This is a genomic window from Pseudomonas sp. NPDC087614 (assembly GCF_044743485.1).
In the GTDB taxonomy this organism is placed as follows: domain Bacteria; phylum Pseudomonadota; class Gammaproteobacteria; order Pseudomonadales; family Pseudomonadaceae; genus Aquipseudomonas; species Aquipseudomonas baetica_A.
This window is the reverse complement of record NZ_JBIUWN010000030.1, coordinates 1-26,352: the sequence shown is the minus strand read 5'-3', so window position 1 is coordinate 26,352 and position 26,352 is coordinate 1. Positions and strand designations below refer to the sequence as shown.

Here is a 26,352-nt window from a genome sequence, read left to right as displayed (position 1 = left end):
CCTTCGTAAGTATGCAAAAGGGAGGGTGCCCTTGAGTCAGGCAGTCGATATCAGACCGCGCATCAGGCGATAGCCGTAGCCGCGGATGCTCTGAATCGCGTTCGTACCATACATGTCCTTGATTTTTCCACGCAAGCGGCTGATTGATTTTTCCAGCGCCCTGGGATCGTAGAAATTGGTATTGAGCCCCATGATATCGGCGATTTCATCGTGGCTGAGGATGTGATTACTGGTTTGCGCAAAGGCTTCCAGGATCTTCATTTCAGCGAAAGAAATATCCAGCTTCTTGCTGGTATCCATCAGGCAGATACGAGTGGGGTCGAGTGTCAGATTGACTTCTCTTTGCCATTCTTCACTGTTGAAGAATTCGCCAAGTGACTCGGCGCCATCGTCGCAAGGAGTGTTGACCTTGATACAAAAGTCCGCCCCGGCTAGAAAATACTTGATCTTGTTGAAGGCGCCGCGACCGGTGATGACCGCACAAATGATAGGTTTCAAGTTGTCGGTGCGCAGGCTCTCCACCAGCGCAAGATTCTCTTCAAGAGCCTGGGGGCTGTCGATGACAATGAAGATGGCTCGATACGAACCAGGGTGTTCATTCTGCTCATATAAACTAGTGTAGGCGTTGGCATCCAGTGCCATATCGCTTCGTATGTGCCGGGCGATCAGCGCTCTAAAGTGTTCAGCCACGCCACGGGTTCGACCCAGAGTGAGAACGCCGGGTTCGTCGTTTGTCGGGCGCGGACTTCTAGTCGCCAAGTTCCCTGAGAGCATCATGCATTGACTCGAATTAAGTGCTGACATCGGGATGTTAAAGCACTAATTCTCATCTGTGACTGACAATTGGTAACATTCACGCGATTTTTAGACGTGGCTCCCGAGTTTTATAACAATAATTAAGCATTCCATGCTTTTAGTTGATTTTCTCGAGGTGCTGAACTAGCTGCCAGATGGTGGCAATATGAAATTGTGCCACTATTTTGAATCAGTGGCCATTACTGGCTTGTGTCCTTTTGCCATTATCTAGCCATCGAAGAGAGTGTGATATTGATCACACTTTTCCCGGTTGGCAAACTTTTTCTATTAAAGTGCCTGAATATTTTTCGAGTAGTTCGTACGCGGACGATTACTAACATGGCTTGAGTGTGTCTTTTGATAAGGCATATTCTGCGTCGCCTACTCAGCAATGGGGCGATAAGGCAATTGTTTCAATACCGATACTCAATTTCTGAGTGCAGTTTTAACGGGTCGCTCGCCACGAGCACTCTGACGGAGGATTAATGGATTTCTGGACCCTTTTCCAGGTGTTGATATTAGGTGCGGTAGAGGGCCTGACCGAGTTCCTGCCTATCTCAAGTACCGGCCACCAGATTATCGTCGCCGACTTGCTGGATTTCGGCGGCGAACGTGCGATGGCCTTCAACATCATTATTCAACTGGGGGCCATTCTTGCCGTCGTCTGGGAGTTCCGGCCGAAGATCTTCGCCATCGCCAAAGGATTGCCCACTGAGCGTAATGCTCAGCGCTTCACCCTCAACTTGTTGATCGCCTTTCTCCCCGCCGTTGTACTGGGAGTATTGTTCGCTGACAAAATCCATCAATACCTGTTCAACCCCATCACCGTCGCTGTGGCTTTGGTCGTCGGCGGTGTTGTGATGCTGTGGGCCGAACAGCGTAATCACGTCGTGAGTGTCGATCACGTCGACGACATGCACTGGTCTGACGCGCTAAAGGTCGGTTTCGTACAATGCCTGGCGATGATTCCAGGCACCTCGCGCTCCGGCTCGACCATCATCGGCGGCCTGCTGTTCGGTCTGTCGCGCAAAGCCGCCACCGAGTTCTCGTTCTTCCTCGCCATGCCGACCATGGTCGGCGCCGCCGTGTACTCTGGCTACAAGTACCGCGACCTGTTTCAGCAAAGTGACCTGCCAGTCTTCGCCCTCGGCTTCGTTACTGCGTTTGTTTTCGCGATGATCGCTGTGCGCGGCCTGCTCAAGTTCATCGCCAACCACAGCTACGCCGCGTTCGCCTGGTATCGGATCGCGTTTGGCTTGCTGATACTGGCAACGTGGCTGTTCGGCTGGGTGAACTGGACGGCGGCAGCGGCGGGATGAGGATCAAGCCAGGCGAATCAGCTCGCCTGGCCAGTTTGAGGGGAGGGCATCAACGGCCTTCAAGCAACTCCGCCGCCTGATCCAGCAACGCCAGCGGATCCTTGGCCTTGTGAATATCCACCGACAACAACTGACGAAACTTGCGCGCCCCCGGGAACCCGGTGCCCAAGCCCAGCACATGCCGCGTGATGTGATGCATCGAGCCACCGGCTTGCAAATGCTCGGCAATATAAGGCCGCAACTGCGCCAGCGCCTCAGCGCGGCTGATCACCGGCGCTGAACTAGCAAACAACTGCTGATCCACCTCCGCCAGCAAATACGGATTGTGATAAGCCTCACGCCCTAGCATCACCCCGTCGAAGGTCTGCAAATGCTCATGGCAAGCCTCTATCGTCTTGATCCCGCCGTTCAGCACAATCTCCAACTCCGGAAAATCCGCCTTCAACTGTGCGGCAACGTCATAGCGCAACGGCGGGATGTCGCGATTTTCCTTCGGCGATAACCCCTCCAGAATCGCAATCCGCGCATGCACTGTAAAACTGGTACACCCGGCATCCCGCACCGTCCCGACGAAATCACACAACTGCTCGTAACTGTCGCGCCCATTGATCCCGATCCGATGTTTCACCGTCACCGGAATCGACACTGCATCGCGCATCGCCTTCACACAATCGGCCACCAGTTGCGGATGCCCCATCAGGCACGCACCGATCATGTTGTTCTGCACACGATCGCTTGGGCAGCCGACATTGAGATTCACCTCGTCATAACCGTGTTCCTGGGCCATCCGCGCGCAAGCGGCCAGATCCAGCGGAACGCTACCGCCCAACTGCAACGCCAGCGGATGCTCGGCTTCGTTGTGACGGAGGAAACGTTCGTGATCGCCGTTAAGGAGCGCGCCGGTGGTGACCATCTCGGTGTAGAGCAGGGCGTTCTTCGACAGCAGGCGTAGGAAGAACCGGCAATGGCGGTCAGTCCAATCCATCATCGGCGCAACGGAAAACCGCCGAGATAGCGCAGGGCTTGAGTTTACTGGGCTGGAGTGGGTGTTTGGTACCATTTGGCTCAACGTATTTATAGCGTGTTTTTAGGCGTTTTCAGGCGTTTTTTCGATGACGCTGGTACAATGTACCAATCACTTTCGGAATTGTACCAGTCGACTATGGCAACGATCAGAGCACGAAAACGCACCGATGGCTCAGTCAGTTACACGGCACAGATACGCCTGTTTCGCGATGGAGCGCAAGTCTACCAAGAGAGCCAGACCTTCGCCCGGAAACAGGCGGCACAAGCGTGGGTGCGGCGACGTGAGGCAGAGCTAGATCAGCCTGGTGCGATTGAGCGGGCGAACCGCAAGGGCGTCACCGTACAGGACATGATCAAGCAGTACCTGGATGAAATGGAGAAAGTCCGGCCGTTGGGTAAAACCAAGGAAGCCACTCTAAATGCTATCGCGGCGACGGAGTTTGGCCAGACCGTTGATTCCGCCATCAACAGCCAGCGATTGGTGGATTTTGCACTCTGGCGTATGAGCAAAGAGGGCGGCGGTGTCCAGCCGCAGACGGCAGGCAACGATCTGGCGCACCTTGGGGCTGTCCTATCGATTGCACGGCCAGCTTGGGGATATGAGGTCGATATCCACGCGATGGCAGATGCTCGAAAGGTGTTGAGAAAGCTGGGTTACAACATGAAAAGCCGCGAGCGGGATCGGCGGCCGACCAAGGACGAGCTGGATAAGGTTCTGGAGCACTTTGTAGGTATTCAGCAGCGTCGCCCTAGTTCGATCAATATGCTCAAAGTCACCGGCTTTGCGTTGTTCTCCACGCGTAGGCAAGACGAGATCGGCCGAATGCTTTGGGAGGACGTCGATGAAGAGCGTCAGCGGGTGATGGTGCGGGACATGAAGAACCCAGGCCAGAAAATTGGCAACGATGTTTGGTGTCACCTCCCGGATGAAGCTTGGCGCATTCTGAAGAGCATGCCAAAGGAGCGTGCAGAGATTTTCCCCTACAACTCGTCATCGATCGCCACTGCTTGGGCAAAGGCGTGCAAGTTTCTGATGATTGAAGATCTGCACTTCCACGATCTGCGGCACGACGGCGTGAGCCGGTTATTTGAAATGGACTGGGATATCCCGCGAGTGGCCAGTGTTTCCGGGCATCGGGATTGGAATTCATTACGTAGATACACCCATCTGCGCGGACGAGGTGACCACTATGCCGAATGGCCGTGGTTAGAGAGGACCATTCAGGCGCCCGTGAAGCTGGGCGCCTGGGGTAAGCAGTGAGTTAACTGGCTCGGCGGTATCCGTTGAGCTGGTTGAATTCTTTCACCGCAGCTTCCCGTTGCAGATCAAGGTAGGCCGCCAGATCAGTGATGTGGATACCTTTGGCGCTTTTCTGGCTCGACTCCAGCCGAGTGATCGGGATTTTGATCTGTCCGGCCATGACCTTGCGCTGGAACATATCGGTGATCAGGTGCGTGAAGTAGTCCTTGCATACCTGCTCCAGCGGGATAATGGCCCGGCCATTGTACTGGGCCATAAGAATGAAAGCTGTGTTCATTCTATCTCCTCGCGCATGGATACTTTGCTTCTGCTGGCCGCAGATAGGTCTGGCAGTAGTGCTGGTGCTGGCCTAACAGTAAAACAGGTTCCACCTATCTCGACTGTTTGAACGCCCCTAAGAAATCCAGTTATGTCGATATCAATGCCATTCTTTAAACGACGTTGATGAGCCGCCACCAAGTGTAGTATCGGTCGTTTTCGTCCTGTCTCGGTCAGCGGTACTGATCTCGCGTACAGCAAGGATTTAATCTGCTCGGGCATTGAACCCAGGCGAGCGAGGCAGTTGGATTCACGGGCCTCAATAGTCCAGCAGTAACGGCTGTCGGCTATGAATTGCAAAGCAATGGATGCTCTGGCTTCACGATCTTTTAGTTCCTTTTCTGGCGTGGTGAGGTCGTAACTGGTTTTGTACCGGCCAGCGATTTCAAAGCGTTGTTCACAGGCGACAACTTTGCCTTCTTTCGTTATGCAAAAGAAAGAACGTTCACCCTCGATAAAATCATTTTCCGCTGCGGCTATTATTATTTCATACAACTGTCCACCCGAACGTTTGTGCCATGTCTTGGGCAGACCGGTAACTTTTCGGATATATGTGGTTTGAAAAAAACCACCATATTCATCGGGCGGGGCTTGTCGTGTTCTGGTAAACCCAATGCATCCCAGTGTAGGTAAAGGGTCATTGGTAACATCGAATTCCCAATCTCCAAAGCCGGTTGTGCTTGGCGCGATGATGAATCTGTCGTTGCTTGGAATATAGGGACCGATTCTTCTGATGAGGCCCATCCGCTCATTAGTAAGAGTATTTGGGCCGGCCCCTTTATTTTTTTTGATTCTGGTTTCAAAACAGGTGATCAAGGCTGCGGCGACAGAGTCTTCAAAAGAGTCAGTTGTCCAGAGATCTAGGTTGTCTGAGCTAATGAGTGTCATTGAAGTTCTCCTTGCTGTGCGACGCTGAGGCCCAACCGGTAGCCTGCTGCATGGATCTTTCCGGCTAGTTTTCGACCGACGCCGGTAATGGTCATAAGCTCCTTTATTTCGCTCATAGTTTGAGTGTGCGAGGTGGTTTTATACCCCACGACAGGCTGCGCGAGCGGGCGTTTCTGAGCGTTTAGCGTTGCATCAGCGAGCGCTGCCCCGCGCAGCTTTTCGTGGGGTATAAGCGCCTCGGCAGTGGCGCTGACCTGATGGTGTATTGCCTGACGGTAGGCGGCGCCGAGATTCTGCACTACAGCATCGACGCGGTGCTGCACATGAAAGGTGCCGGCCCGGAAAATGATGCGGCACTCGCCGAGGCGATCAAGCGGCTGGAAGCCTGGATCAACCCGCGTCGGCGGTTAGGGCTTGAGGTGGCGCGTTCCGGGGTCGATGCGCAACTGCATGTCGCGGGCGTTGCTCGGGTCGAGCTCAAGAATTGGCAGGATCTGGCCCCTACTAAGGCGCAGGCCGCTTACTGCACTGGATACCACGTCGTGCTGGGAGGGTGACATGCGCAGTCTTTTACCGCTCAACAGCACGCCACTAGAGCGCGCTATTGAGGCGACATTCGTTGAACAAACGCTGATCCCGCTGCGTACGCTGTACAACCCCGATACCTGTCCCGTGCATCTGCTTCCGCACCTGGCCTGGGCTTGGTCGGTCGACCGCTGGGATCCGGACTGGTCGGAGCCGGTCAAGCGGGCTGCGATCAAAGCCTCGTTCTACATCCACAAACACAAGGGCACCATCGGCGCACTGCGGCGGGTGGTCGAGCCACTGGGTTATCTCATAGAGGTGCTGGAGTGGTGGCAGACCGTGCCTTTGGGGATGCCGGGCACTTTCACCCTGAAGGTCGGTGTGCTGGACACCGGTATCACCGAGGAGATGTATCAGGAGCTGGAGCGCCTGATTGACGATGCCAAACCCGTCAGTCGACAGCTGAACGGCTTGGCGATCAGCCTCGAAACTCAGGGCAATTTGAACATTGCCGTTTCCCTTTTCGAGGGCGACGAAATCGACGTTTACCCGCCGGTGATGCGTGACATCGAGGTCACGGGCCGCTTTGGCGTGGTCGGTCGCGAACACTCCATAGACACCCTGGACGTTTATTATGATTGATGCGAATTCGCAGTTTTTTGCGATCCTCACGAACGTGGGGGTTGCCAAGCAGGCGAACGCCGACGCGCTCGGCATTCCCTGGAAGATCACCGACATGGGCGTGGGGGATGCCAACGGCACCGACCCGATCCCCAATGCCGCACAGACCGCGCTGATACATGAATGGCGGCGCCGTCCGCTGAATCAAATCAAGATCGACCCGAACAACCCGGCGGTGATCATCGCCGAGCAGATCATTCCGGCCGATGAGGGCGGTAAGTGGATTCGCGAAATCGGTCTGTACGACGCGGACGGGGATTTGGTGGCGGTGGCCAACTGCGCGCCGAGCTTCAAGCCAGTCCTGACGCAAGGTTCTGGCCGCACGCAAATCGTGCGCATGAATTTCATCGTCACCAGTGCCGGCAACATCACGCTGAAGATCGATCCAGCGATTGTTCTGGCCTCGCGGGCCTACGTGGATGCGGCGATTCTGGAGGTACTGCCGGCGAACAAGACGCCCGGTGTGTACCGGCGTGTCACCGTCAACAATCGTGGGGTGGTGGTGTCGGGTGATAACCCGGAAACGCTGGCTGGTTTCGGGATCAAGGACACCTACACTAAACCCGAAATCGAGTCGATGATTGCGCAGGCCTCGGCGTTGCCGGTCGGCGCGATGGTGGCCTTTCCAAAAGCCGTGGTGGCGCCGGGCTTCCTTGAAGTTGATGGCAGCGTGCAAAGCATTGCGACGTACCCTGATTTGTTCGCGTATCTGGGCACGACGTTCAACACGGGAGGCGAAGGCGCGGGCAACTTCCGTCTGCCTGAATCGCGGGCCGAGTTCCTGCGGGGCTGGGACCATGGGCGCGGGGTGGATGCTGGCCGAGCGCTCGGGAGCTGGCAGGCTGATGACAACAAGGCGCACACCCATAACAACAACTCCGTAGGAGGCCCGGTAGGTTCGCGTCAAGATACTTTGTCAGCGGGGTCCGGTATTTTCATTGGTAGTAGTACAAGCAAAGAAACCGGATCGTCTGGAGGCTCTGAAGCTCGCCCGCGAAACTTGGCGGTGATGTGGTGCATCAAGGCTTGGAACGCGCCGATCAATCAGGGAAATATCGACATTGCAGCTCTGGCGGCGCAGGTTGCCGTGGCGACCCCTCAGGGCCATTTGTCTGGCTTCTGCCTTGTGATGAACGGCGCCGCTCCGGCTACGACAGTCGACGTTGGCCCCGGTGCAGCGCGAAGCCTAGGAAACCCGGTCTTTTCGTCTGTGACTATCAGTGGTGTATTACAGGCGGCAGGCGCATGGTCGGCAGGAACTGGTGGCAATAAGCTTGATACTGGCGTCCGGGCGGTTAGCGCGTGGTATCACGTTTTTGCATTGCGCCGTATTGCCGGTGGCGAGGCTGATGTGCTGTTTTCCCTGAGCCCTACGGGGCCACAAGTGCCGGCGGGCTATGAGCTGATTTGCCACATAGGGAGCTTGGGAACGGATGCGGGCGGGGGTATCCGTCCTTTCTTAATGGAAGTGTCACGAGGCCGTCGCCGCTTTCGTTGGGTTACGCCGATTTTGGATGTGAACGAAGCTTCGCTCAGCACCGCCGCCATTTCCTACAAGCTGTCAGTGCCAACCGGTATTGCGGTGGATGCTGAAATGAATACGTTTGCATGGGCAAACAATGCGATGGTTTATTTCAGCGCTCTCGATACGGCTGATTTGGCCCCAGCAAATAGTACTGGCTATCCAGGGTTTACCTGCGGTTATGGGTCTATCGCCGACTCTGCAACGGACTCTTCCGGCGCGCAGCTTTCCATCAAGACAAATGCCAACGCTCAAATTCGGGCGAGAGCAAACGTTGCTGTAAAAGTTTCGGTATTAACGCTTGGTTGGGAGGAATAGTTATGCCATTTGTGCAGCGAAATGAAGCGGGATATGTAACAGGTCGGTTCGCCAACTCTCAGCCTGGTTTCGCCGAAGAGTATTTGCCGGACGATAGTCCAGATTTGTTTGCGGTAGAGCCATCCACGCTTGTAATGATTGAGCGTGAATGGCGTGACGGTGCGATGTCGGCGGTGCTGTGGTTGCGCAAGCGTCACCGGGATCAGTTGGAAATCGAGGTAGGCACCACGCTTTCCGCTGAGCAGTTCAACGAGCTGTTGGTTTACATGCAGGCCCTGCGCGACTGGCCTCAATCTCCAGACTTCCCTGATAGCCAGCACCGGCCAGCGGCGCTGGTGTGGATCGCCGAACAGACCCAATAAACCGCCCGCACTGACGGGGCGTTTTCTTTTCCGTTACGCGTAACACGAACATCCCTGACAGCCTCGCTCACGCGGGGCTTTTTCTTTTCTGGAGATTGAGCCTTATGAGTTTCTTTCACGGCGTCACGACCACTTCGGTCGATGCCGGCGCACGCACTATCACGTTGCCGTCGTCCTCGATCATCGGGCTGTGCGACACCTTTACCCCTGGCATCCTCGGCGGCGGCACGGCCAAAGCCGGCGAGCTGAAGCTGATCACGACCGAGCGCGAAGCCATTGCCGCATTCGGCGCCGGTGCGGCCATCACCAAGGCCTGTCAGGCGATCTACGCCAAGGCCAAGGCAGTGATCGTCGCCATCGGCGTGGCCAAGCTGGAAGACCCCGCGCTGCAGACGTCGGCGATCATCGGCGGGGTGTTGGCCTCCGGTCAGCGTACTGGCCTGCAGGCGCTGCTCGACGGCAAGAGTTTGTTCAACGCGCAGCCGCGACTGCTGATCGCGCCGGGTCATTCGGCCACCCAGGCGGTGGCCACCGCCATGGATGGCCTGGCCCAGAAACTGCGAGCCATGGCCATCATCGACGGCCCTGGCACCACCGACGAAGCCGCCATGGCCTACGCCGATAACTTCGGCAGTCGCAACCTGTTCATGGTTGACCCGGGGGTGCAGTTCTGGGACACCGACGCCAGTAAGACGGTCGATGCCCCCGGCTCGGCCTGGGCGGCGGGCCTGTTCGCCTGGACTGACGCCACCTACGGTTTTTGGGCCTCGCCGTCGAACAAGGAGTTTGTCGGCATAACCGGCACTACGCGTGCTGTGGAATACCTGGATGGCGACGGCACCTGCCGGGCCAACCTGCTGAACAACGCCAACATCACCACGATCATTCGCGACGACGGTTTCCGCCTGTGGGGTAACCGCACGCTGGCCAGCGATCCGAAGTGGGCATTCGTTACCCGCGTTCGCACGCTGTTCATTCTCATGGATGCCGTGCAGGCCGGCCACAAATGGGCGGTCGACCGCTCGATCACCAAGACCTACGTCAAGGACGTCACCGACGGCCTCGAGGCGTTCATGCGCGACCTGAAGAACCAGGGTGCAGTGATCAACTTCGAGGTGTACGCCGACCATGAGTTGAACACGGCCAGCCAGATCGAGCAGGGCAAGGTGTACTGGCGTATCCGATTCACCGACGTGCCACCGGCCGAGAACCCGAATTTCCTGTTCGAAGTCACCAATGAATGGATGACTGAAGTGCTTGAAACCGCCTAAGGAGGCCACCTGATGATTCCTGAAGTTCTGTCCAACTGCGCCGGGTTTATCGACGGCGTCAGTTTTTCCGGGGAGATGCCGAGCCTCACCCTGCCCAAGGTCGTCCTGAAAATGGACACCTACCGCGGCGGCGGCATGGCCGGCGAGATCGAGATTCCGACCGGCGTGGAAAAGCTCGAAGCCGGGTTTACCACTAACGGCGTGCGACGCGAGGCATTGAAGTGGTTCGGCCTCTCCGACCGCACTGCGTGCAATGCCGTGTTTCGTGGCTCGTTCAAAGGCCTTAAGGGCAGGGTGACCCCGGTCATTGTCACCATGCGCGGCGGCCTCAAAGAGGTCGACATGGGGGACTGGAAGCCCGGTGAAAAGGCGGAGAGCAAACACAACATGGCGCTGACCTACTACAAGCTCGAAGTCGATGGCCGGTTGATCTACGAGATCGACATGGTCGGCATGGTGCTGGTGGTCGACGGCGTCGATCAACTCGCAGAAGAACGTTCGGCCCTGGGCCTGTAAGGAAAAAAACATGACGCAAACAACGGCAAAAGACGCACTGCCCAAGTGGCTGCAAATCACCGAAGAGGGCTTTCGTATCACCCTCAAATACCCGACCGAGTTGAGCGGTGTGCTGGTCGACAATATGTCGATTCGTGCTCCCTGCGTACGGGATATCCGGGCCGCGCAGGCCACCTGCAACGGCGATGAGGAAAAGCGTGAGATGTCGCTGTTTTCGTCGCTGACCCAGACCCCGGAGGCGGACCTGATGGCGCTCAAGCTGGTCGACTACATGCGTTTGCAGGCCGGCTATTTTCGTCTGGTCCAAGACGACGGCGTTTGATGCGACCACGTTGAAAACTCTGGCCAAGCGAGTGGCCAAAGAGACCGGGTTCTCGGCGGCCGAGATCCTGGTCATGCCATTCAACGAACTGGTGTGGTGGCTCACGGATTGAGCCACCGTTCATTTTTCCGACGCATGGGGCACGCACATGGCGAACAAACTGGCGCTCGGCTTTGTCATCGGCGGCGCCGTCGATGCGACGGTGGGCAAAGCGTTCAAGGACGTCGAAAGCAAGATCAAACATCTGGACACGGTCGGTACCAAAGCCCGGGTATTGCAGAACACCATCGGCGACACGATTCGCCTGCGCGAGGAGTGGCGCAAGGCGCATATGTCCGGCGCCGAAGGCGCGGGCAAGCTGCTGACTAAACTGGAAAAGAACCTCGACCTGCTGAAGAAACAGGGCGTCGAGGTGGGTCGGCTCAACAAGGCCTACACCTCAATGGGCCGGGTCGCCGCCGGGGCCGAGGTGAAGGCGTTGGGCCATCGACAGTTGGAGGAAGGGCGGCAAGGCCTCAAAAGTAGTATCGGTCAAGCTGGGGGCATGGTGGCTGCGGCAGCGATCCCGACCAAGGTCAGCGCGGACTTCAGCGCAATCATTCGTGACATCGCAATCAAGGCCAATATTGCCAACGATCCTAAAGAAACGCAGATGTCCAAGACGATTATCGACACGTCTCGGGACACCGGCATGGCGCGCAACCAGGTGGCCGAGGTGGTCAACGCATTGGTCGGCGCCGGCATGGAGCTGGATAAGGCCCTGCAGTACGCGCCGACGGCGGCCAAGTTTGCCATTGGGCAGGGATCGGACGGCACCGAAACGGCGCGCATGATCAACGCCTTGGGCCAGAACGCCAAGATCACCGATCCGGCGATGATGCAAAAGGCCCTGGAGGCGATCGCTTATCAAGGTCAGGCCGGCAGTTTTGAAGCGGCCGACATGGCCCGCTGGTTCCCTGAGCTGCTCGCCGGCATGGGTAAGCTGGGCATCACCGGCATGGACTCGGTGACGCAACTGGGCTCCATGCTTCAGGTGCAGATGAAAACGGCGGGTGGCTCCGATGAGGCGGCGAACAACCTGAAAAACTGGATGGAAAAAATCGGTTCGGGGGAAACGGTCGATGCGTACAAAAAGGCCGGCATTGATTACCAAGCGTCGATGACCACTGGCTTGCAAAACGGTATGTCGACCCTGGAGTCGAGCTTCGCCCTAGCGCAAAAGTACATTGCGGCGACCGATCCGAAGAAAGCGGCGGCCATGGCAGAAGCCACAGCCAAGATCAGCAAAGAGACTGACCCGGTCAAGGCTAAGGCCATGATCGCGTCCCTGGAGCAGGCGTTACGTACCGGGGATCTGTTTGCCGACATGCAGGTCAAGGCGGCTCTGACTGCCTACACCCAGAACAAGGATCTGTACAGCAAGCTGAAAAACGACTCGGCGCAGGCGGTCGGCATTCTCGATAAAAACCTGGCGGAACGCCGGCAAACGTCTTCGCAAAAATGGGCTGAGATGGCCCAGAGCATGGACGATGGCATGCGCAGCATCGGCGATGCGTTGCGGCCGGTAACGGATGCCGTGGCCGAGGGCATCACCAGCGTGGCCCGCCGCCTGACTGAGTTCTCGGATGTTACCCCACGTCTGGTGACCGGTATCGGTGCTGTCGTGGCCGGGTTGGTCGCCCTGAGTAGCGTGGTCAGCACCTTCAAAATGGCCAAGGGCCTGATGAACATTGGACGCGGCAGTTTGCTGGGCAACCCGAATATTCCGCAAAAAGTGATTGTCACCAACCTGCCCGCCATAGGGGGCGGTCTGGATGCGGGTGACTTGGATGTCGGTGATGGCAAGGGTAAGAAGGGCGGCAAGGGCGGCGGCGGTGGTCGCGGTGGCAGTATCGGTGCGGGCATGAAGGGGCCGGCCTTGCTCGCGGTGGTCGATGCCGGATTCAAGGCCGTCGACACCTACAACAACGCCGTGACACAGGATGAAAAAGCCGAGGGCTACGGCCAGGCGGCCGGTGGGCTGGCGGGTACGTTGGCCGGTGCGGCGGCGGGTGCCGCCATCGGTACCGCCGTGCCGGTGATCGGCAACATCGTCGGTGGGTTGATCGGCGGATATCTCGGGTACATGGGCGGTGATGCCTTGGGTGGTGTGGTCGGTAAGTCGATGTTCGGCACCGACGAATCGCTGAAGACTATGCCCGCCGCCGGGCCGCTGATGATGGCCAACGCCGGGCAGAACCTCCCGCCGGTGATGGGCGATATCGCCCGTTCGTTTGCGCCATCTAAAGCTGCCTCCGCGCCGGGCCTGTTGCCGGAACGGGACGCCGATAGCCCCGGGCTGGGCGATGTCACCCGGTCATTGAGCAAGCCTGCGACACCCAATGTGCCGGCGTTGCTGGCACCGGTTTCTGCGGCACCCAAAGCCGAGCCGCCAAAGATCGAGCAGCGGGTGGAGATCCAGGCCCCGCTGCACATCACCGTGCAGGGCGATGTGAAAGATCCGGCGCAACTGGCGCGGGAGCTGCAGCCCTACATTGATCAGCAATTACGCCAGTCCACCCAGCAGCTGCAGAACCGCACGCTGTATGACGAACCGCATGTGTAACGAGGAGAGCCAATGGCTTATATGGAGCAACTGCAGTCAGGGCTGAAATACCTGGCGACAGCCGGCGAGAGCGGTCGTCGCAGCCTGGACGGCATGCTGGGACCAGTCAACGGCGCCATCAGCGAAATCAGCGGCGCGGCCTCGGAGTTGGAAGGCGTGCCGTTCGTGGGCCCCGTGATCGGGCAGAAGCTGCAACGGGTGATGCGCGGGGTCAACGCGGCTCAGGCCAAAGTGGGCCAGGTGGTGGCCACCTACAACAAGGCCTCGCGCGCCGTGTCGCAGATCGATGAACGCATGGGCCAGTTGAAGGAACAGGCCGCCCGGGCATCCACGGCGATCAACAAGATCGCGGGCAAGGTCAGCCCTTCGCTGGCCAACATCGTTCCCACGGGTTCGTTGGCCGGCGATACCACCCCTATGCCGGAAGCGGTCAAACCGTTTCCGCACCTGTTGATCGTCCAGCCGCTGGACCCCAAGGCGCCGCCTTATTACTTCACCCACTGATGAGGTGGTGATGTTGTGGGGCTGATACCGGCCCGTAGAGCATCACCCCTGACATTATTTTGCCCGCCGTGTACGGGCTTTTTTTGGACAGAACCATGACCCCAGCCTTTCGCGTCGTGGCCGACGGCGCCGACATCACGGCCCTGATCAATGATCGGCTGCTGCAACTGAAAACCACTGATAAGCCCGGCATGGAGTCCGACGAGTTCGAGTTGCGCATTGATGACCGTGACGGCGCCGTGGCTCTGCCACCACGCGGAGCAGGCATTGAAATTTTCTTGGGTTACGCCGAAACGGCATTGACCCGTATCGGTCGCTACGTCGTCGATGACGTTGATTTCGACGGACCGCCGGACACCCTGGTGATTTCCGGCAAAGCTAGCGACATGCGTGGCAGCGGCAAGACCACGCGTAGCGGCAGTTGGGAAGACGTGCCCTTGTCGCGCATCGTCGCCGATCTCGCCGCGCGTAATGGCTGGCAACCGGTGTGCCCAGTGCAGACCAAGGTGCCCCGGGCGGACCAGCTCAATGAGTCAGACTTCAACTTCATCACTCGCCTGGCCAAGCAGTACGACTGCACCGCCAAGGTAGCCGACGGCAAGTTGCTGGTCATGCCACGTCAGGGTGGCGAGAGCGCCTCTGGCAAGGCCTTTGGTGTGGTGGTGATTCATCGCCGTGACGTCAGTCGCTTTAAGTTCCGGCTGGGAGACCGCAACACGCACAAGGCGGTGTCGACCAAACACCAGGACAAGAAGAGCGGCAAGCTCGCCGTGGTCACCCTGGACAACGACGACTCTCCAGACGGACTGCCACCGGTACACACCGATCGGCATATCTACCCGAACAAGTCCGCAGCGGAGGCGGCCGCCAAGGCGCGACTGGCAGCCTTCAATCGTTCAACTGCCGAAGTGCGTCTGGAAATGACTGGGCGTACCGATCTGTTTGCCGAACGAACGATCGATGCTCAGGGTTTCAAGGTCGGCTTCGACGGTGAGTACCTCGTCGACTCGGTGGAGCAGGTGTACACCCAGTCGGGCTGGAGCACGACGGTTGAATGCAACGGCGGCAAAAAGGGCAAGGCGAAAGCCAAAGGCAAAAAGAAAAAAACGGCGAAGGATCTGAAGGTCGTTCAGCTCTAGCAGTAGCGCCGTAACCACCACCAAAATGGAGACCCGCGATGTCACTGACAGAGCAACAGCTACAACGCATCATGCCCAACGCCCGCCGCCAAGCGGGCGTATTTGTTTCTGCCCTCAATGCCGCCATGGCGCGCCGGCAGATCACTACGCCGAAACGACAGGCTGCCTTCTTGGCTCAGATCGGCCACGAGTCCGGACAACTGCAGTACGTGCGCGAACTGGGTGGCGAGCAGTACCTGAGCAAGTACGATACCGGCACCCTGGCCACTCGGCTGGGCAATACCCCGGAGGCCGATGGTGATGGCCAGCGCTATCGAGGTCGCGGTCTGATTCAGATCACCGGTCACAGCAACTACCTGCGCTGCAGCTTGGCGCTGTTCGGTGACGAACGATTGCTGCGTAGCCCGGCGCTGCTCGAGCTTCCGGAATGGGCCGCCGAGTCGGCCGCGTGGTTCTGGTGGGTGCGGGAGCTGAACGGGTTGGCGGATCGGGATGAGTTCGAGGCGATCACCCGCAAGATCAATGGTGGTCTCAATGGTCTGGCGGATCGGTTGCAGCTGTGGGAGCGGGCGAGGGCAGTGCTATGCGTCTCGTCGACCTGATCCCTGCACCGTATCGGCTGCTCGCGGTGGGCGTGTTATTGGCCGTGCTGGTCGGTGGCTCTGCCGCGATCGCCTGCGGGTTCAAGACTGGCGTTACGGCCAGCAGCTCGAACAACAAGCCCGCCTACAGGCCGAAACTCTCAACCAACTGGCCCTAGCCGTGGCTGCACAGCAGCGTGCCGAGCAAGACAAACGCCTGGCGCTCGAGCAGCGACTTTCAGCCAGCGAACAAACCCATTACCGAGCCATGAGTGATGCCCAACGTGATCAAGGTCGCCTGCGCGACCGCCTTGCCACTGCTGATGTGCGCCTGTCAGTCCTACTCGACGCCACCGATGCCGGCAGCGGCTGCGCAGTGCCAGCCACCACCGCCACCGGCAGCATGGTTCATGGCCCCGCAAGAGCCCAACTTGACCCAGCGCATGCTCAACGAATTATCGGCATCACCGATGCCGGCGACCAAGGACTGATCGCATTGGCGGCCTGTCAGGCCTACGCCAAAGAAGTCTCGACATCGAAATGAAAAAAAACGGCCGGGATGGCTTGCTCCACGACAAGTTTGGCGTAACACCGGCCAGTGCTTTTTTCAAACCGCGTTAACACTTCTTCCCACACCGTTTCGTCTCCCTGACTGATGTTTTGAGTGATTGCAAACGAGATCCTTGGAAGGGGGGTCAGGGCGAAATGACGGGTTTGTTATTGCTTAACAGAGCTTCTGACTTGTATATCTTTAGACGGCCTAGGTCGCAGGCGACCGTGAAGCGCTGGTTGTCGAAGGTGCCTTCGCTGGAGAGGAGCATACGGCTCTGGCGATCCAGCTTGTAGCCCTCGGCGGTTTTCTCGTCGGTTTTCTTTACCCGTTTTTCGAACTCGTCGATAGGGAGGAAGCCGACAGCATCTCGGGTATCCAAGATCAGGTAATCTACCGGTTTGTCGCAATACTTGCCTGCCGGGGACAGGTTGTTCCATGCAACGGAGACACACGTTTCAGGGTAACTGAGTGCGTTGATTGCCGATGGTGCCGTGAAATCAATGAAGATATGTCCGGGCTTGCGACCATTACTGTGTTCCTCGATGCAACTTACCGTAGAGGATGCGAGGCTCATGTCATTGCGCGAGAAGGCTTCTTTGATGAAGTAGCTAAAGTGGTTGTTAGGGGAGGGGCCTCTATCGAACCCCTGCTGGACACTGCTGAGGTTTTCAAATTCATCCTCAGCACGGCCGGCAACATCAGCCAGCATCAGGATGATTAGCGTGCCAAATAAGTAAACAGCCTTTGGTGAGCTCGCGTATCCGGTGATGCCGAGCAGGATCAGGAACGAGACGCTGGTGAAGTACGTGCCGATGCCGGTAACGCTTTTCACCGAGAGTATTAGGTATGTGGTTGCCAGCGTGACAGCGACCAGTATGGCGACAAAGTCGGCACGGCAGGTCCTGTTGCGGATGATCACGACCAGCCAACCTGCGGCGAGCACGGCCATTACAACCGCATTAGTCAGCCTTCTGAAAGCACCCAGGTAAAAGCGCTCGATGGGATTATCCGGGCCGGACGGGACGCGGGTCACTTCGAGGTAGTGCTGCAGAATGGCAAGGTAATCGGTCCAGATCTGCGGCTTGAAAGGAATAAGCAAGAACAGTGGATTGGTCAAAATGCCCAAGGCCAGCAGGAACACGACTGCCGGGATGATCAGTACCGGGAGAATCTGCCTTCCCTTTATTCGTCGCAGCACCAGGAAGAGGGCCAGTGGGGCGATCAGCAGTCCGCTCAGCTTGATCGCACCGGCGACTGCAAGGCTCAGGGCTACGCGAACTGTCCCGCCGACTGTTGCCCGCTCGTAATTCAGGGCTAGATAAACGGTAAGCAGCGAGAAAAACGTTACCGCATTGACCGTGCCAAAGCGCAGCGAAAAATAGCCGAGAGAAGGGAAGAGGACAAACATCAGTACCGCGCTAGCGCAGCCCCACTCGGCAACCTTCAGATGCTTTAGCGTCTTGCGCATGACGATCATGCTCAGGACCGCGAACAGCAAGGAAATCTGGCGAGGAGCGACGATCAAGGGCCAGTCTACGGAGAAGGCGTGGCTGATCATGAACAGGGGGTAGGTGATCAAGGCCAGTGGCGCCCAGAATATCCAGCCGTACGCGTAGTCGTTGATCGAGAACAGTTGCTCCAGGTTGCCAGACTGCAGACCCAAGTGAACCTGGCGCAGGGTCGATTGGAACGCAACGTCATCGATTGCCCGGAAGCCGAGTATGGAGAAGCTGCTCGAGAAGGTGAAGTTTTCGAGAAAGAGGACGGCGATAATGGCGCCGGCGATGGCATAGCAGGCGATCGTGTAAGTACGGAATGAGCGTTCGGTCGTCATGAGGGGATCGTCAGTGAGCTTTGATAGCTTGGGGAGTTATTTCGTCAGCTGTATGCGGTAGCGTTCCGCGTCCCAGTTTAGGAGTCCGCAAATGTCGTCCTCGGAAAGGGAGGAGAGCAGTGCGTCAGCATCCTGGCGGGCGAGGACGTCGTAGTAGCATCGGATTTGTGCTTGCTTGCCGGTATTGAAGGTAGGGAGGGTAAACACACCCTTACCGCGAATGAATACGACATCCGGCATCGGGGTGGCCCTGGCGAGGGATGAAGGTAGTTCGGCCTCGTCGTTCACCGTCACCGCACGAGCGCCCATAAAGACCACGTGATCGGGGTACAAGGCCCAGTCGTCGAGTAGGCGCTCGAAGAGTACTGGATCGATAGCTAGTTGGTGAAGTAGTGGATCACCGATGGGTCCCCAGGAAAGGGTTCCGTCGCTGCTGATGGGGGCAGTGGGCAATTTGGCTGGAACCGGCGCACGCGGTGCGGTGCGGAAAATGCCTGTCAGTGTGAGGAGGGTGGCGTTGGCTTCGGCAATGCTGTCTGCTCCGATCACGACCCCGTGGTTCTGCAAAAAAACTACGTTCGAACCAGGAGTCTCAGCCAGGGCTTCTGCCACGCCAGTCGCCAAGGCGGCGCCTGGCTTGAGATACCCTACGCAGGTCCAGGTAATTCCCGGAGCAGATGCATGGCTGAGGGTCTCGCGAAAGCCTGCTCTGACCAAATGCGCCAGTACCTCGACGGCGTGGACATGGACAACGATCCGGTGGGGCATCAGGGCGTGGAGCAAAGTCTCGATTGATGGACGGAGGGGAGAGTCACCGCGGATGAGGGGCGCCACCTCGAAGTTACCGACTTTGATTGCTTCTCGCAGGAGGGCCAGGTCGGCGGGTACAAAGATATCCTTCTCGGCAGCATCGGCGAGCCAAGTGCCGGACGCCTTGACCCAAAGGGTGTCGCCATCCTTCCAGGATATGTTGCCGCCGGCGCCCTGCACCAACAGGGGGTCAGATCCGATGGATGCGCAGTAGGCGCTGACCTCCGCTCGGAGGTCGCTTTTGTCGAGGTTCATCGTTTATCTCCCAGATTAGCAATGAACTTTCTCAGGACGTTGAAGCTCTTGAACGAGGCATCTGGTGTGTTTTCTCCTTCGCCGAGCGCTGAGCCCGAATGGATTTTCTGCAGAGTTACTGCATTGATCTTTTGCCGTGCCCCGCGAATGTCATTCACTGGATTGTCGCCTATCATCCAGATGCAGTCCCCCACTGGCCGCATTTTCTCAAGTGCGATCTGAAAGGGGGCCTCATGGGGTTTGTCGAAACCGGCTTCTTCGCTGGTTACAATGTAATCGAAGTAATGATCGAGCCCGAAATAGACCACCTTGCGGAACTGGATCTGAGCCGTCAGGTCGGTCACGATCGCGGTCGGGATACCCAACAAGCGCAGGTCGTCCAACAGGTCCTTGACCTCGTCGAACAGCACGGCATTGCTGAGGAAGGTGCGCCAATAGGTCTGTTCAAAGTCCAGTGCCAGCAGAACCTGCGAACCCAGGCCCATGATTTCGAGCATGCGCTGCAGGTACAGAAGACGGCTATGGGAAGACGCGGTGTGTTTCAGGCGAGTTTTGACCTGCTGGCGTGCTTCCTTGAACGCGTTGTCAAACACTTCCGGCTTGATCGAGAAGGTATTGACCACTTTATCTCTGACCGCCTGCTGTGCCGCGGAATGCGCCGGGTCGTAGGGATACAGCGTGTTATCGGTGTCGAACAGGATGGCGTCGGGGAGGCGATTGAATCGCTCGGGTGCAAAAATCTTCACTATATGAACCGTTTTGTCAGTGCTTGGTTGATATGGGAGAGGGTAATCAGTTGCATTAGCCCCATGACGCCGTCTTGCCATTGCGGTTTGAGGTCGAGGAATTCGAAGACGCGCGGGCAGATCATCCGCGCTGCCATTTCGATGTCCTGGGCCGACGTTTCACCCTCTATGGTCAGTTCGACCTCATTCGCGTCGTTACGAGTTGACATGTCAACATGCAGACCGCAAACACCGACCAGTACTCGGGTGAGCGAGAGTTCGTTCAGGCCGTTGCGCGAGCGCGCCACGATCTTGAAGTGCAGAGGGTGGTTTTTGCCGGCTCCCTCCAGAATGCGCGGATGAATGGGTTGCAAGGACAGCACCAAGTCTGCATAAGCTGCTTGTGGGCGAATAAAGCGTGCCGAGTCCGGCTCTCTGCGTTCGAAGGAGGCCAGCACCTTCTCTTCGGTGTGCCCGCGCTGATGTACATCGCGCTGGAGCTTGAAGTGGCGTCTCAGGCTTTCGTCGATGTCGAGGTAAACACTCAGGTTGTAGCATTCACGAAGGATCGGCATATATAGCGCGTGCAAGCCGCTGGCTATGACAAAGTCATTACTCTTGATCATGAACGGGCGGCTCATGCGGCCGGTTTGATGATCGTAGTGCCGGGAGTGGATGTTCTTCGAGTCGGTCAATGCCACCAGGTCATTTGCGAAGCCTTCAAGGTCGTTGGCCATGGGGTTGAGGTGAGTCATTACCTGCCACATGGGTTTCTGACGGTCCCACAAGTGGTAATCATCACCCGAAAGGGTGGCGACTGAGTGGCCACCAAACAGCCCTTTTATCGCATCCGAATAGGTATCCTTGCCTGCACCAGAGTCGCCGGCGACGCCGACGACGAATGGTTTGCGGCTGAGACGAAAGTAATCGTTGCGGCTGACCGACTCTCGCCAGATTCGAATGGCCAGAACTACACCTGTTGCGACCATCGCTGTATGGACCAGCGACGACAACTTGTCGGCGAACAACCATTGGCTGGCCGCTTGCGGCAGCCATGATGCCTGCTCGACCATCAGTTTGGCGTCAGGGGTAGTCAGCAGAGCGCTCACCACATAGAGCAGCGAGAAGATCCCGGCGATAGCGACCGCAACCCGGTTGCTGGCTGCCTGATAAGCCACCAGGGGTGTGATGGCCCAGATAAACCATCCTGGCGACGTCGGCGTCATCAGGACCACGAGCAGGAACACCAGGCCGAGCATGGAGTGAAAGAGCTCGAAGTTAGGGCGTTTGATCCGCCAGGCCGCATAGAGCATCAGCAAGTAGGCGAGGGGCACCACGTACAGGAGGGTGGTATCGCCGATGCTGAATGCCAGCTTGTAGACTTTCCCTATTTCCGGGTTGTTGAAGAGCATGCTGACGCCTGCGCTGGACAACAGAAATGGCAGAACGGTCACGACGGCGCCCACGCCCAGACCGATCAGCAGGTGTGGCAGGTGCTGGCGCAGAGGGCGGTTGTGTTGCAGGTATATCAGGAAGAACGGGAGTGCCAGCACCATGCTCAGCTTGGCTGAGATCGCAGCAACAAACACTAGGCCCGTCAGGATCAACCGCGCACGCTTGAGGAAGTAAAGCGACTCGGCAAGCAAAAGCACCGGTATCAGGTCGTTGAACCCGAGTAGGTAACTGCCGACGATCACGATAGGCGATAGCCAATACGCAGCAATCAGCAATCGATCACGATTGGGAACTATTTTTCTGAGTACCGCCAGAAGCAGGAAGTCTGCGCCGATCAGTGTCAGGCCGTAGCCGAGTATCAGAGGGAGTGAGAGCGCCTTGCATAGCAAAATCGCGGGCAGGAAAGCCACCCACATGACATAGCCATAGGGAAACGCAGTAATTTCGCCGCCTTGATCCAGCCACGTCCCCCACGGGTTAAGTGTCAGCGTGTTGGTGCTGGTGTCCAGGAATGGCAGATACCACTCGGTCACCGGTGTGGGGGCTACCCATAGTACAAGTACAAGACGAAGTACCAGCCCGATCAGAAAGGTCGGGTGGCAGAGAAACTTTATATTCATGCGTTCGCAGCCAACGTTTCCCAGAGGTCCGGTCGTTTGGTGCAAACCGCTTCGGCAATGATATCCCGCTCGGCCAACAGTTTCGCCAGCATTGGAATCTCGGTTTCGGCGTTACGGCCCTGGAGTTCGGGGGAAACCAGGCACAGTTTGAACCCCGCATCTTGTAGTTGCTTGGCGTCGTCATGGCTGAGTGGGAATTGGGTGAAGCAGTCGACCCATACCCAATCAACTTTGCCTGCCAGCGTCAGTGCCGTTTCAATCGATTCGAACTCGGACACACGGACGGCGCAACGGCGTTCGCCGGCTTTGGACCACTTGATCAGGAACGGAAAGGACTGATCAAGGAAGAAGTAGTCTTCGATTCCCTTTTCTTTCATTAAGGCGATCAGGCGTGCTTCCAGGCCTTCTTCCTTGACGTTCAGAATCAGTGTGCCGTGCTGATAGTCGGCAATCCACTCGTCAAACGATTCACCCGGGACGCAGGGGTCGTGGTGGATAATCAGGTCGTTACCGTAGCTGCGGATATCGACTTCGATGCCATATTTTCCATCTGTGGCATTGAGTTCCTGACGGGTGTTACGCCGATGCGAGATGAGTTTCATGTCCTTAGACTCTTCTTAAGTTGCAAACTGAAATCGACAGTTCTGCGGATGAATTTTCTTTTGGCTGCCCAGTTGACGTTCCAGTGTGAAACGCCGTGGGCGCGCTCACCAAAACGCACAGCAAATCGATAAACTTTCAAACCCTGAATGTGGGCTTGGTAATACGCATACAGGTCAAGTGCAAAGTCCGACGGGGCAGCCTGCCAACGCTGGAAAAAAGCCTTGGAGAACATGGTGGGTTGAGCGTTTATATCCCACATCGGTTTACCGAGCAGAACCGTTTCGAAAACGCTCATGCCGAAGGTGAACACAACATCTGCCAATGGTCGGCCGAAGCGACGCCCTTTTACAAAAATGTCTGACCCGTGCTGATCAAAGAACGCAAGCCCACGCAAGGCGTCCATTGGGTCGGTTTGCAGGTCTGCATGGGTCCAGCCGAGAATCTCGCCTTCAGCTGCACGCAGGCCGGAAATAATGCCGTAACCATAACCATGATTGACCTCGACCCGTACGCTTCTGCATCCGGGGTAGGACGGCAACAGGCGCTCTAAAACCTGCGGGCTGTCGTCGGTGGAGCCATTGTCGACCAGAATCACCTCTACGCCAGCTTGTTCGACCAGGCCTTTGCAGCGTTCCAGCAGCAGTGGCAAATTGGCCGACTCGTTGTAGCAGGGGATGATGAGCGAAAATTTCATGACTTCTCCGTAAGATTGCTGGCCTTGAACACGAACAACTTCATTCCAAGGAAGTTGAGAGCGGCCGATACACCCGTGGCAATCAAAAATGCAACCGGGACTGCAATGGACAGTGTACTGAGCAGCGCCAGGCAACCGGCGTTGACCAGAACGTTGGCGCCCAATGTGATTGCATACAGCAGGACGAAGCGCCATACGCTGCCAGGCGCATGCTCCTGCTGGCCAAAAGTCCACACCTTGTTGGCAAAGTACGCAAACAGCGTGCCGGTCAGAAAGCCGATTGCTTTGGCCTGATCGACAGTCATCCACTCTGTCCAGACCAGGCCGCGATAGGTCAGGAAATCGATCAGGACAGTCAGCGAGCCTACGACCAGAAAGACTGCAAGCTCACGCTTGATCATGCTGTTGTGCCTGGTAAAGCGGGCACCATTGCTTGATAGCGAGACTCCAGTCCGGCAACCGCGTCCTGCGGGATTCGATCATCGTTCTGCAGCCGATAAGGGTGACCTGCCCATTTGTGGAAACAGGACTGCCAGTATTCGAAAGTGCGCAGGTCGTTCGGGGTGCCCCATGACAGGAAACTATCGACTTCGAACAGTTCGCAGCGCAGGCCTGATTCGATGGCATCGTTAATAGTCGAGTCAATGTAGAACTCGCCATTGATGCGACCATCACGCTGAATCAACCGCGAAACCACTTGGCGGAAGTCTTCCGCGCGGCGGAATGTAAAGGTTCCCAGTACGATCGGATCTGTCGCCGGGGATTCCAGTGGGGTCTTCACGGAGATTCGACGAATCCGACCGTTCTCAGCATCGATCCAGCCAAACATTTGCGGATGACGGATGGCATTTGCATGCCCCCTCACGCCCCACACAATGACATCTATCTCTGGATTGTCGACCAGGGCCCGGAATGCCTGTTCATCATAAAGGGCGCCATTGTCGCAGGCGCCAAAGGTAATGGGGCCTTGAACATCCGTGATGGCGCGTTCCAGAGCCTCCAGTCCGAGCAGCGCAGTGCAGGCCTGGCCTTCCGTTACTTGCGGGATTGTTTCAATCACGGTGGCGGGGAATACACGTTCAAGCTCTTTGGCTATCTCTGCGTAACCGGGCATGTCTTGGCGAAGAACGAAGGCGTGGTGCTCGGCTTTGGGCAAGTCCTCAGTGGCTTGGGTGACCATGGGTTTGCCTGACACCGGGATCAGTGGCTTGGTCAGTGCATAACCTTCTGTTGCAAAGCGCTGGCCCATTCCCGCCATCGGGATGACCAGGGCGCCAGTCGGGGAAGTCTGCGAACGTTTTGATTGCCCGTTCATTGTTTCGAAAGTCGCCGACCAGCCATTGTATTCCCGGACATCGTCCGGTGTGCCCCACTGCATGAAGTGCTGGAGTGGGTAAACCGCGACAGGTTGGTTTTCTGCAAGCAGAGACTTGTAGGCCAGGCTGACGTAATACTCGCCACCGACGTTGAGTTGTTGATCCATGGTATTGCGGAACGCTTCGCTCATGGTCTTGCCCGAGTCGAAGTAGTAAGTCCCGCTGGACGCGAACTCCTCCATGCGATTGTCGGTGTAGGGTTGCTTCTCTTGAATGTCCTGCACCCAACCCTGCGTTTCGCGGATGTAGGCATAATTCGTGCTGCCGAGGGTGTGCGGGTGAAAGCCTTTGTAGGCAGGGATTGCACCCACACATGCCGTAGCCTTCACGAACTGTTTGAAGTGTTGCCAATCCCAGTAACAGGTGAAGTCGCAATAGTTGATGATCACCGGGGTGTCAGCGGCAATCAGATGTTCTACCTGTCGTACGGCATGGATCGGGCCGAGTTTATGAGCAGGAATACCGACGATCTGACCGGTAGGGCAGTGGTCTTGCAGAATGGACGCCATGCGGTAATCAGGATTGTCCAGATGGTCCTGATTGCAAATAAAAATAAAATCGGTTTCACCCGGAAACATATCAATGACGTGGGCAATAATCGGCTTTCCGTCTATTTCAATAAGTGGTTTGGGGACTGAGTAGCCTGCTCGACGGAAGCGCTCGCCGAAGCCTGACATTGGAATAATTATCTGCACTAAATACTCGTTCACATACGGTGTTGACGTTAAGGTTGTGCACAGCCAGTGTGCCGACCACGCGACCACGCGACCACGCGACCACGCGACCACGCGCAAATGGGCGGCATTTTAGCCTATAGGCAGGTGCAGGGTCAGTCTTAATTTATGGGTTGTGTTCGTCGATTTTGAGCGTGTGGGCGTGATGATGGACGGGCTTCCGCTGACCAGTCGAGCATGGAGCGAGCTGCGGCGCAGTGGTTCTGTGAGGAGCCAGGTGAAATGTCATCGATGGAAAATCCTGAGCCCCATTCGATTCCCGCCTCCTTCAAAGCCCTTATTTGATCCAAGTTGATGATTTTTCCGGGTATGACCAATCCTTATGCTCTGTTTATTTATACAGTGATTCAGAAGGAGGTGAGCAGCAATACCCTGGAATTTGTATGTATGGTCAAATCAGGTGGTACAAAAGTGGTACGGGAGAAATCTGCTCTGACTAGAAGTCATATTTTTAAGGGCTCTAGAGATTAGTAGGCCCAATCCATCATCGGGGCCACGCTGAAGCGGCGAGACAGCGCAGGCATTGATTTTACTGGGCTAAGGCTCTGATTCTGTACCATTTTACTCAACGTGTTTTCGGCGTGTTTTAGGGCGTTTTCAAGCGTTTTTCAGGTCTCGGTGGTGCGATCTACCACTTCAAAACCGCCCCCGGTGTCAGGATAGTTGTCGCCTCTCCGGTTTTTCCAAAAAAAGCATATCGGGGGCGGAAAGAGACTGGTCGTGCCGTACTATTCACCTGA

General features: G+C 57.1%; 23 protein-coding genes and 3 pseudogenes. 14 read left to right on the top strand and 12 right to left on the bottom strand.

What is annotated here, in order from left to right; all coding sequences use genetic code 11:
• Window positions 1-36 precede the first annotated feature (36 nt).
• On the bottom strand, window positions 37-777 hold the full coding sequence (locus tag ACIOWA_RS13485; protein WP_401160220.1) for a winged helix-turn-helix domain-containing protein: 741 nt from the start codon (window positions 775-777) through the stop codon (window positions 37-39).
• A gap of 503 nt (window positions 778-1,280) precedes the next feature.
• Here ACIOWA_RS13485 and ACIOWA_RS13480 point away from each other — a divergent pair.
• Complete coding sequence (locus ACIOWA_RS13480) at window positions 1,281-2,114, top strand: undecaprenyl-diphosphate phosphatase (RefSeq protein ID WP_339466211.1); 834 nt, start codon at window positions 1,281-1,283, stop codon at window positions 2,112-2,114.
• Between the two features lie 49 nt (window positions 2,115-2,163).
• On the opposite strand, the gene dusA is transcribed toward ACIOWA_RS13480, so the two are convergent.
• Window positions 2,164-3,174, bottom strand: a complete 1,011-nt coding sequence (gene dusA, locus ACIOWA_RS13475) for a tRNA dihydrouridine(20/20a) synthase DusA (RefSeq protein WP_401160218.1) — start codon at window positions 3,172-3,174, stop codon at window positions 2,164-2,166.
• A gap of 102 nt (window positions 3,175-3,276) precedes the next feature.
• On the opposite strand from dusA, the gene ACIOWA_RS13470 reads away from it, so the two are divergent.
• Window positions 3,277-4,401, top strand: a complete 1,125-nt coding sequence (locus ACIOWA_RS13470) for a site-specific integrase (RefSeq protein WP_401160253.1) — start codon at window positions 3,277-3,279, stop codon at window positions 4,399-4,401.
• 1 nt (window position 4,402) lies between these two features.
• Here the strand turns inward: ACIOWA_RS13470 and ACIOWA_RS13465 are convergent, their stop codons facing one another.
• Together ACIOWA_RS13465 and ACIOWA_RS13460 are read right to left on the bottom strand one after the other, a co-directional pair.
• The gene (locus ACIOWA_RS13465) at window positions 4,403-4,678 is read right to left on the bottom strand and encodes a pyocin activator PrtN family protein (RefSeq protein ID WP_401160216.1); all 276 of its coding nucleotides are present in this window, start codon (window positions 4,676-4,678) and stop codon (window positions 4,403-4,405) included.
• On the bottom strand, window positions 4,675-5,607 hold the full coding sequence (locus ACIOWA_RS13460) for a hypothetical protein (RefSeq protein WP_210688958.1): 933 nt from the start codon (window positions 5,605-5,607) through the stop codon (window positions 4,675-4,677). Before ACIOWA_RS13460 ends, ACIOWA_RS13465 begins: the two co-directional genes overlap by 4 nt.
• 269 nt (window positions 5,608-5,876) lie before the next feature.
• On the opposite strand from ACIOWA_RS13460, the pseudogene ACIOWA_RS13455 reads away from it, so the two are divergent.
• The 12 genes and pseudogenes from ACIOWA_RS13455 to ACIOWA_RS13400 form a co-directional block, all read left to right on the top strand.
• Window positions 5,877-6,164 (top strand): annotated as a pseudogene (locus ACIOWA_RS13455) (baseplate assembly protein); the annotation flags it as partial.
• Between the two features lies 1 nt (window position 6,165).
• The gene (locus ACIOWA_RS13450) at window positions 6,166-6,774 is read left to right on the top strand and encodes a phage tail protein I (RefSeq protein WP_401160214.1); all 609 of its coding nucleotides are present in this window, start codon (window positions 6,166-6,168) and stop codon (window positions 6,772-6,774) included.
• Complete coding sequence (locus tag ACIOWA_RS13445) at window positions 6,767-8,653, top strand: phage tail protein (protein WP_401160212.1); 1,887 nt, start codon at window positions 6,767-6,769, stop codon at window positions 8,651-8,653. Before ACIOWA_RS13450 ends, ACIOWA_RS13445 begins: the two co-directional genes overlap by 8 nt.
• Window positions 8,654-8,655: 2 nt before the next feature.
• Complete coding sequence (locus ACIOWA_RS13440) at window positions 8,656-9,015, top strand: hypothetical protein (RefSeq protein ID WP_401160210.1); 360 nt, start codon at window positions 8,656-8,658, stop codon at window positions 9,013-9,015.
• Window positions 9,016-9,119: 104 nt separating this feature from the next.
• Complete coding sequence (locus tag ACIOWA_RS13435; RefSeq protein WP_401160208.1) at window positions 9,120-10,286, top strand: phage tail sheath subtilisin-like domain-containing protein; 1,167 nt, start codon at window positions 9,120-9,122, stop codon at window positions 10,284-10,286.
• A gap of 12 nt (window positions 10,287-10,298) precedes the next feature.
• Window positions 10,299-10,802, top strand: a complete 504-nt coding sequence (locus ACIOWA_RS13430; protein ID WP_401160206.1) for a phage major tail tube protein — start codon at window positions 10,299-10,301, stop codon at window positions 10,800-10,802.
• A gap of 10 nt (window positions 10,803-10,812) precedes the next feature.
• The gene (locus ACIOWA_RS13425; protein WP_401160204.1) at window positions 10,813-11,124 is read left to right on the top strand and encodes a phage tail assembly protein; all 312 of its coding nucleotides are present in this window, start codon (window positions 10,813-10,815) and stop codon (window positions 11,122-11,124) included.
• A 148-nt stretch (window positions 11,125-11,272) separates the two neighbouring features.
• Complete coding sequence (locus ACIOWA_RS13420; RefSeq protein ID WP_401160202.1) at window positions 11,273-13,729, top strand: phage tail tape measure protein; 2,457 nt, start codon at window positions 11,273-11,275, stop codon at window positions 13,727-13,729.
• A gap of 12 nt (window positions 13,730-13,741) precedes the next feature.
• A pseudogene (locus tag ACIOWA_RS13415) lies at window positions 13,742-14,224 on the top strand (phage tail protein); the annotation flags it as partial.
• Between the two features lie 104 nt (window positions 14,225-14,328).
• A complete protein-coding gene (locus ACIOWA_RS13410; protein ID WP_401160200.1) occupies window positions 14,329-15,372 on the top strand; it encodes a phage late control D family protein in 1,044 nt (347 codons plus the stop codon).
• Between the two features lie 38 nt (window positions 15,373-15,410).
• The gene (locus ACIOWA_RS13405; protein ID WP_401160198.1) at window positions 15,411-15,974 is read left to right on the top strand and encodes a glycoside hydrolase family 19 protein; all 564 of its coding nucleotides are present in this window, start codon (window positions 15,411-15,413) and stop codon (window positions 15,972-15,974) included.
• Window positions 15,956-16,497 (top strand): annotated as a pseudogene (locus ACIOWA_RS13400) (lysis protein). The gene ACIOWA_RS13405 and the pseudogene ACIOWA_RS13400 overlap by 19 nt, the downstream one beginning before the upstream one ends.
• A 151-nt stretch (window positions 16,498-16,648) precedes the next feature.
• Here ACIOWA_RS13400 and ACIOWA_RS13395 read toward each other — a convergent pair.
• Genes ACIOWA_RS13395 through ACIOWA_RS13360 form a run of 8 tightly spaced genes read right to left on the bottom strand, consistent with a single transcriptional unit; the run spans window position 16,649 to window position 25,573 of the window.
• Window positions 16,649-18,340, bottom strand: coding sequence for a hypothetical protein (locus ACIOWA_RS13395; RefSeq protein WP_401160196.1), 1,692 nt, complete (start codon window positions 18,338-18,340; stop codon window positions 16,649-16,651).
• A 36-nt stretch (window positions 18,341-18,376) separates the two neighbouring features.
• Window positions 18,377-19,405 (bottom strand): class II aldolase/adducin family protein, encoded by a 1,029-nt coding sequence (locus ACIOWA_RS13390; protein WP_401160195.1) that lies wholly within the window; start codon window positions 19,403-19,405, stop codon window positions 18,377-18,379.
• Window positions 19,402-20,151 (bottom strand): HAD family hydrolase, encoded by a 750-nt coding sequence (locus ACIOWA_RS13385; RefSeq protein ID WP_401160193.1) that lies wholly within the window; start codon window positions 20,149-20,151, stop codon window positions 19,402-19,404. Before ACIOWA_RS13385 ends, ACIOWA_RS13390 begins: the two co-directional genes overlap by 4 nt.
• Window positions 20,151-22,205 carry a hypothetical protein gene (locus tag ACIOWA_RS13380; protein WP_401160191.1) on the bottom strand — a complete coding sequence of 685 codons (2,055 nt, stop codon included), beginning with the start codon at window positions 22,203-22,205 and terminating at the stop codon, window positions 20,151-20,153. Before ACIOWA_RS13380 ends, ACIOWA_RS13385 begins: the two co-directional genes overlap by 1 nt.
• Complete coding sequence (locus ACIOWA_RS13375) at window positions 22,202-22,807, bottom strand: phosphatidylinositol-specific phospholipase C/glycerophosphodiester phosphodiesterase family protein (protein WP_401160189.1); 606 nt, start codon at window positions 22,805-22,807, stop codon at window positions 22,202-22,204. Before ACIOWA_RS13375 ends, ACIOWA_RS13380 begins: the two co-directional genes overlap by 4 nt.
• The gene (locus ACIOWA_RS13370) at window positions 22,804-23,502 is read right to left on the bottom strand and encodes a glycosyltransferase family 2 protein (RefSeq protein WP_401160187.1); all 699 of its coding nucleotides are present in this window, start codon (window positions 23,500-23,502) and stop codon (window positions 22,804-22,806) included. Before ACIOWA_RS13370 ends, ACIOWA_RS13375 begins: the two co-directional genes overlap by 4 nt.
• Entirely contained in the window at window positions 23,499-23,903 is a 405-nt protein-coding gene (locus ACIOWA_RS13365; RefSeq protein ID WP_401160185.1) for a GtrA family protein, read from the bottom strand. Before ACIOWA_RS13365 ends, ACIOWA_RS13370 begins: the two co-directional genes overlap by 4 nt.
• Complete coding sequence (locus ACIOWA_RS13360; protein ID WP_401160183.1) at window positions 23,900-25,573, bottom strand: sugar phosphate nucleotidyltransferase; 1,674 nt, start codon at window positions 25,571-25,573, stop codon at window positions 23,900-23,902. Before ACIOWA_RS13360 ends, ACIOWA_RS13365 begins: the two co-directional genes overlap by 4 nt.
• Window positions 25,574-26,352: the final 779 nt, after the last annotated feature.

What these genes read in the sequence shown, in the direction of transcription:
- ACIOWA_RS13485 (WP_401160220.1), bottom strand. Translation starts at nt 777, where the DNA reads ATGATGCTCTCAGGGAACTTGGCGACTAGAAGTCCGCGCCCGACAAAC.
- ACIOWA_RS13465 (WP_401160216.1), bottom strand. Translation starts at nt 4,678, where the DNA reads ATGAACACAGCTTTCATTCTTATGGCCCAGTACAATGGCCGGGCCATT.
- ACIOWA_RS13450 (WP_401160214.1), top strand. Translation starts at nt 6,166, where the DNA reads ATGCGCAGTCTTTTACCGCTCAACAGCACGCCACTAGAGCGCGCTATT.
- ACIOWA_RS13370 (WP_401160187.1), bottom strand. Translation starts at nt 23,502, where the DNA reads ATGAAATTTTCGCTCATCATCCCCTGCTACAACGAGTCGGCCAATTTG.
- ACIOWA_RS13470 (WP_401160253.1), top strand. Translation starts at nt 3,277, where the DNA reads ATGGCAACGATCAGAGCACGAAAACGCACCGATGGCTCAGTCAGTTAC.
- ACIOWA_RS13440 (WP_401160210.1), top strand. Translation starts at nt 8,656, where the DNA reads ATGCCATTTGTGCAGCGAAATGAAGCGGGATATGTAACAGGTCGGTTC.
- ACIOWA_RS13420 (WP_401160202.1), top strand. Translation starts at nt 11,273, where the DNA reads ATGGCGAACAAACTGGCGCTCGGCTTTGTCATCGGCGGCGCCGTCGAT.
- ACIOWA_RS13390 (WP_401160195.1), bottom strand. Translation starts at nt 19,405, where the DNA reads ATGAACCTCGACAAAAGCGACCTCCGAGCGGAGGTCAGCGCCTACTGC.
- ACIOWA_RS13435 (WP_401160208.1), top strand. Translation starts at nt 9,120, where the DNA reads ATGAGTTTCTTTCACGGCGTCACGACCACTTCGGTCGATGCCGGCGCA.
- ACIOWA_RS13425 (WP_401160204.1), top strand. Translation starts at nt 10,813, where the DNA reads ATGACGCAAACAACGGCAAAAGACGCACTGCCCAAGTGGCTGCAAATC.
- ACIOWA_RS13375 (WP_401160189.1), bottom strand. Translation starts at nt 22,807, where the DNA reads ATGAAACTCATCTCGCATCGGCGTAACACCCGTCAGGAACTCAATGCC.
- ACIOWA_RS13365 (WP_401160185.1), bottom strand. Translation starts at nt 23,903, where the DNA reads ATGATCAAGCGTGAGCTTGCAGTCTTTCTGGTCGTAGGCTCGCTGACT.
- ACIOWA_RS13395 (WP_401160196.1), bottom strand. Translation starts at nt 18,340, where the DNA reads ATGACGACCGAACGCTCATTCCGTACTTACACGATCGCCTGCTATGCC.
- ACIOWA_RS13410 (WP_401160200.1), top strand. Translation starts at nt 14,329, where the DNA reads ATGACCCCAGCCTTTCGCGTCGTGGCCGACGGCGCCGACATCACGGCC.
- dusA (WP_401160218.1), bottom strand. Translation starts at nt 3,174, where the DNA reads ATGGTACCAAACACCCACTCCAGCCCAGTAAACTCAAGCCCTGCGCTA.
- ACIOWA_RS13460 (WP_210688958.1), bottom strand. Translation starts at nt 5,607, where the DNA reads ATGACACTCATTAGCTCAGACAACCTAGATCTCTGGACAACTGACTCT.
- ACIOWA_RS13480 (WP_339466211.1), top strand. Translation starts at nt 1,281, where the DNA reads ATGGATTTCTGGACCCTTTTCCAGGTGTTGATATTAGGTGCGGTAGAG.
- ACIOWA_RS13380 (WP_401160191.1), bottom strand. Translation starts at nt 22,205, where the DNA reads ATGAATATAAAGTTTCTCTGCCACCCGACCTTTCTGATCGGGCTGGTA.
- ACIOWA_RS13430 (WP_401160206.1), top strand. Translation starts at nt 10,299, where the DNA reads ATGATTCCTGAAGTTCTGTCCAACTGCGCCGGGTTTATCGACGGCGTC.
- ACIOWA_RS13405 (WP_401160198.1), top strand. Translation starts at nt 15,411, where the DNA reads ATGTCACTGACAGAGCAACAGCTACAACGCATCATGCCCAACGCCCGC.
- ACIOWA_RS13445 (WP_401160212.1), top strand. Translation starts at nt 6,767, where the DNA reads ATGATTGATGCGAATTCGCAGTTTTTTGCGATCCTCACGAACGTGGGG.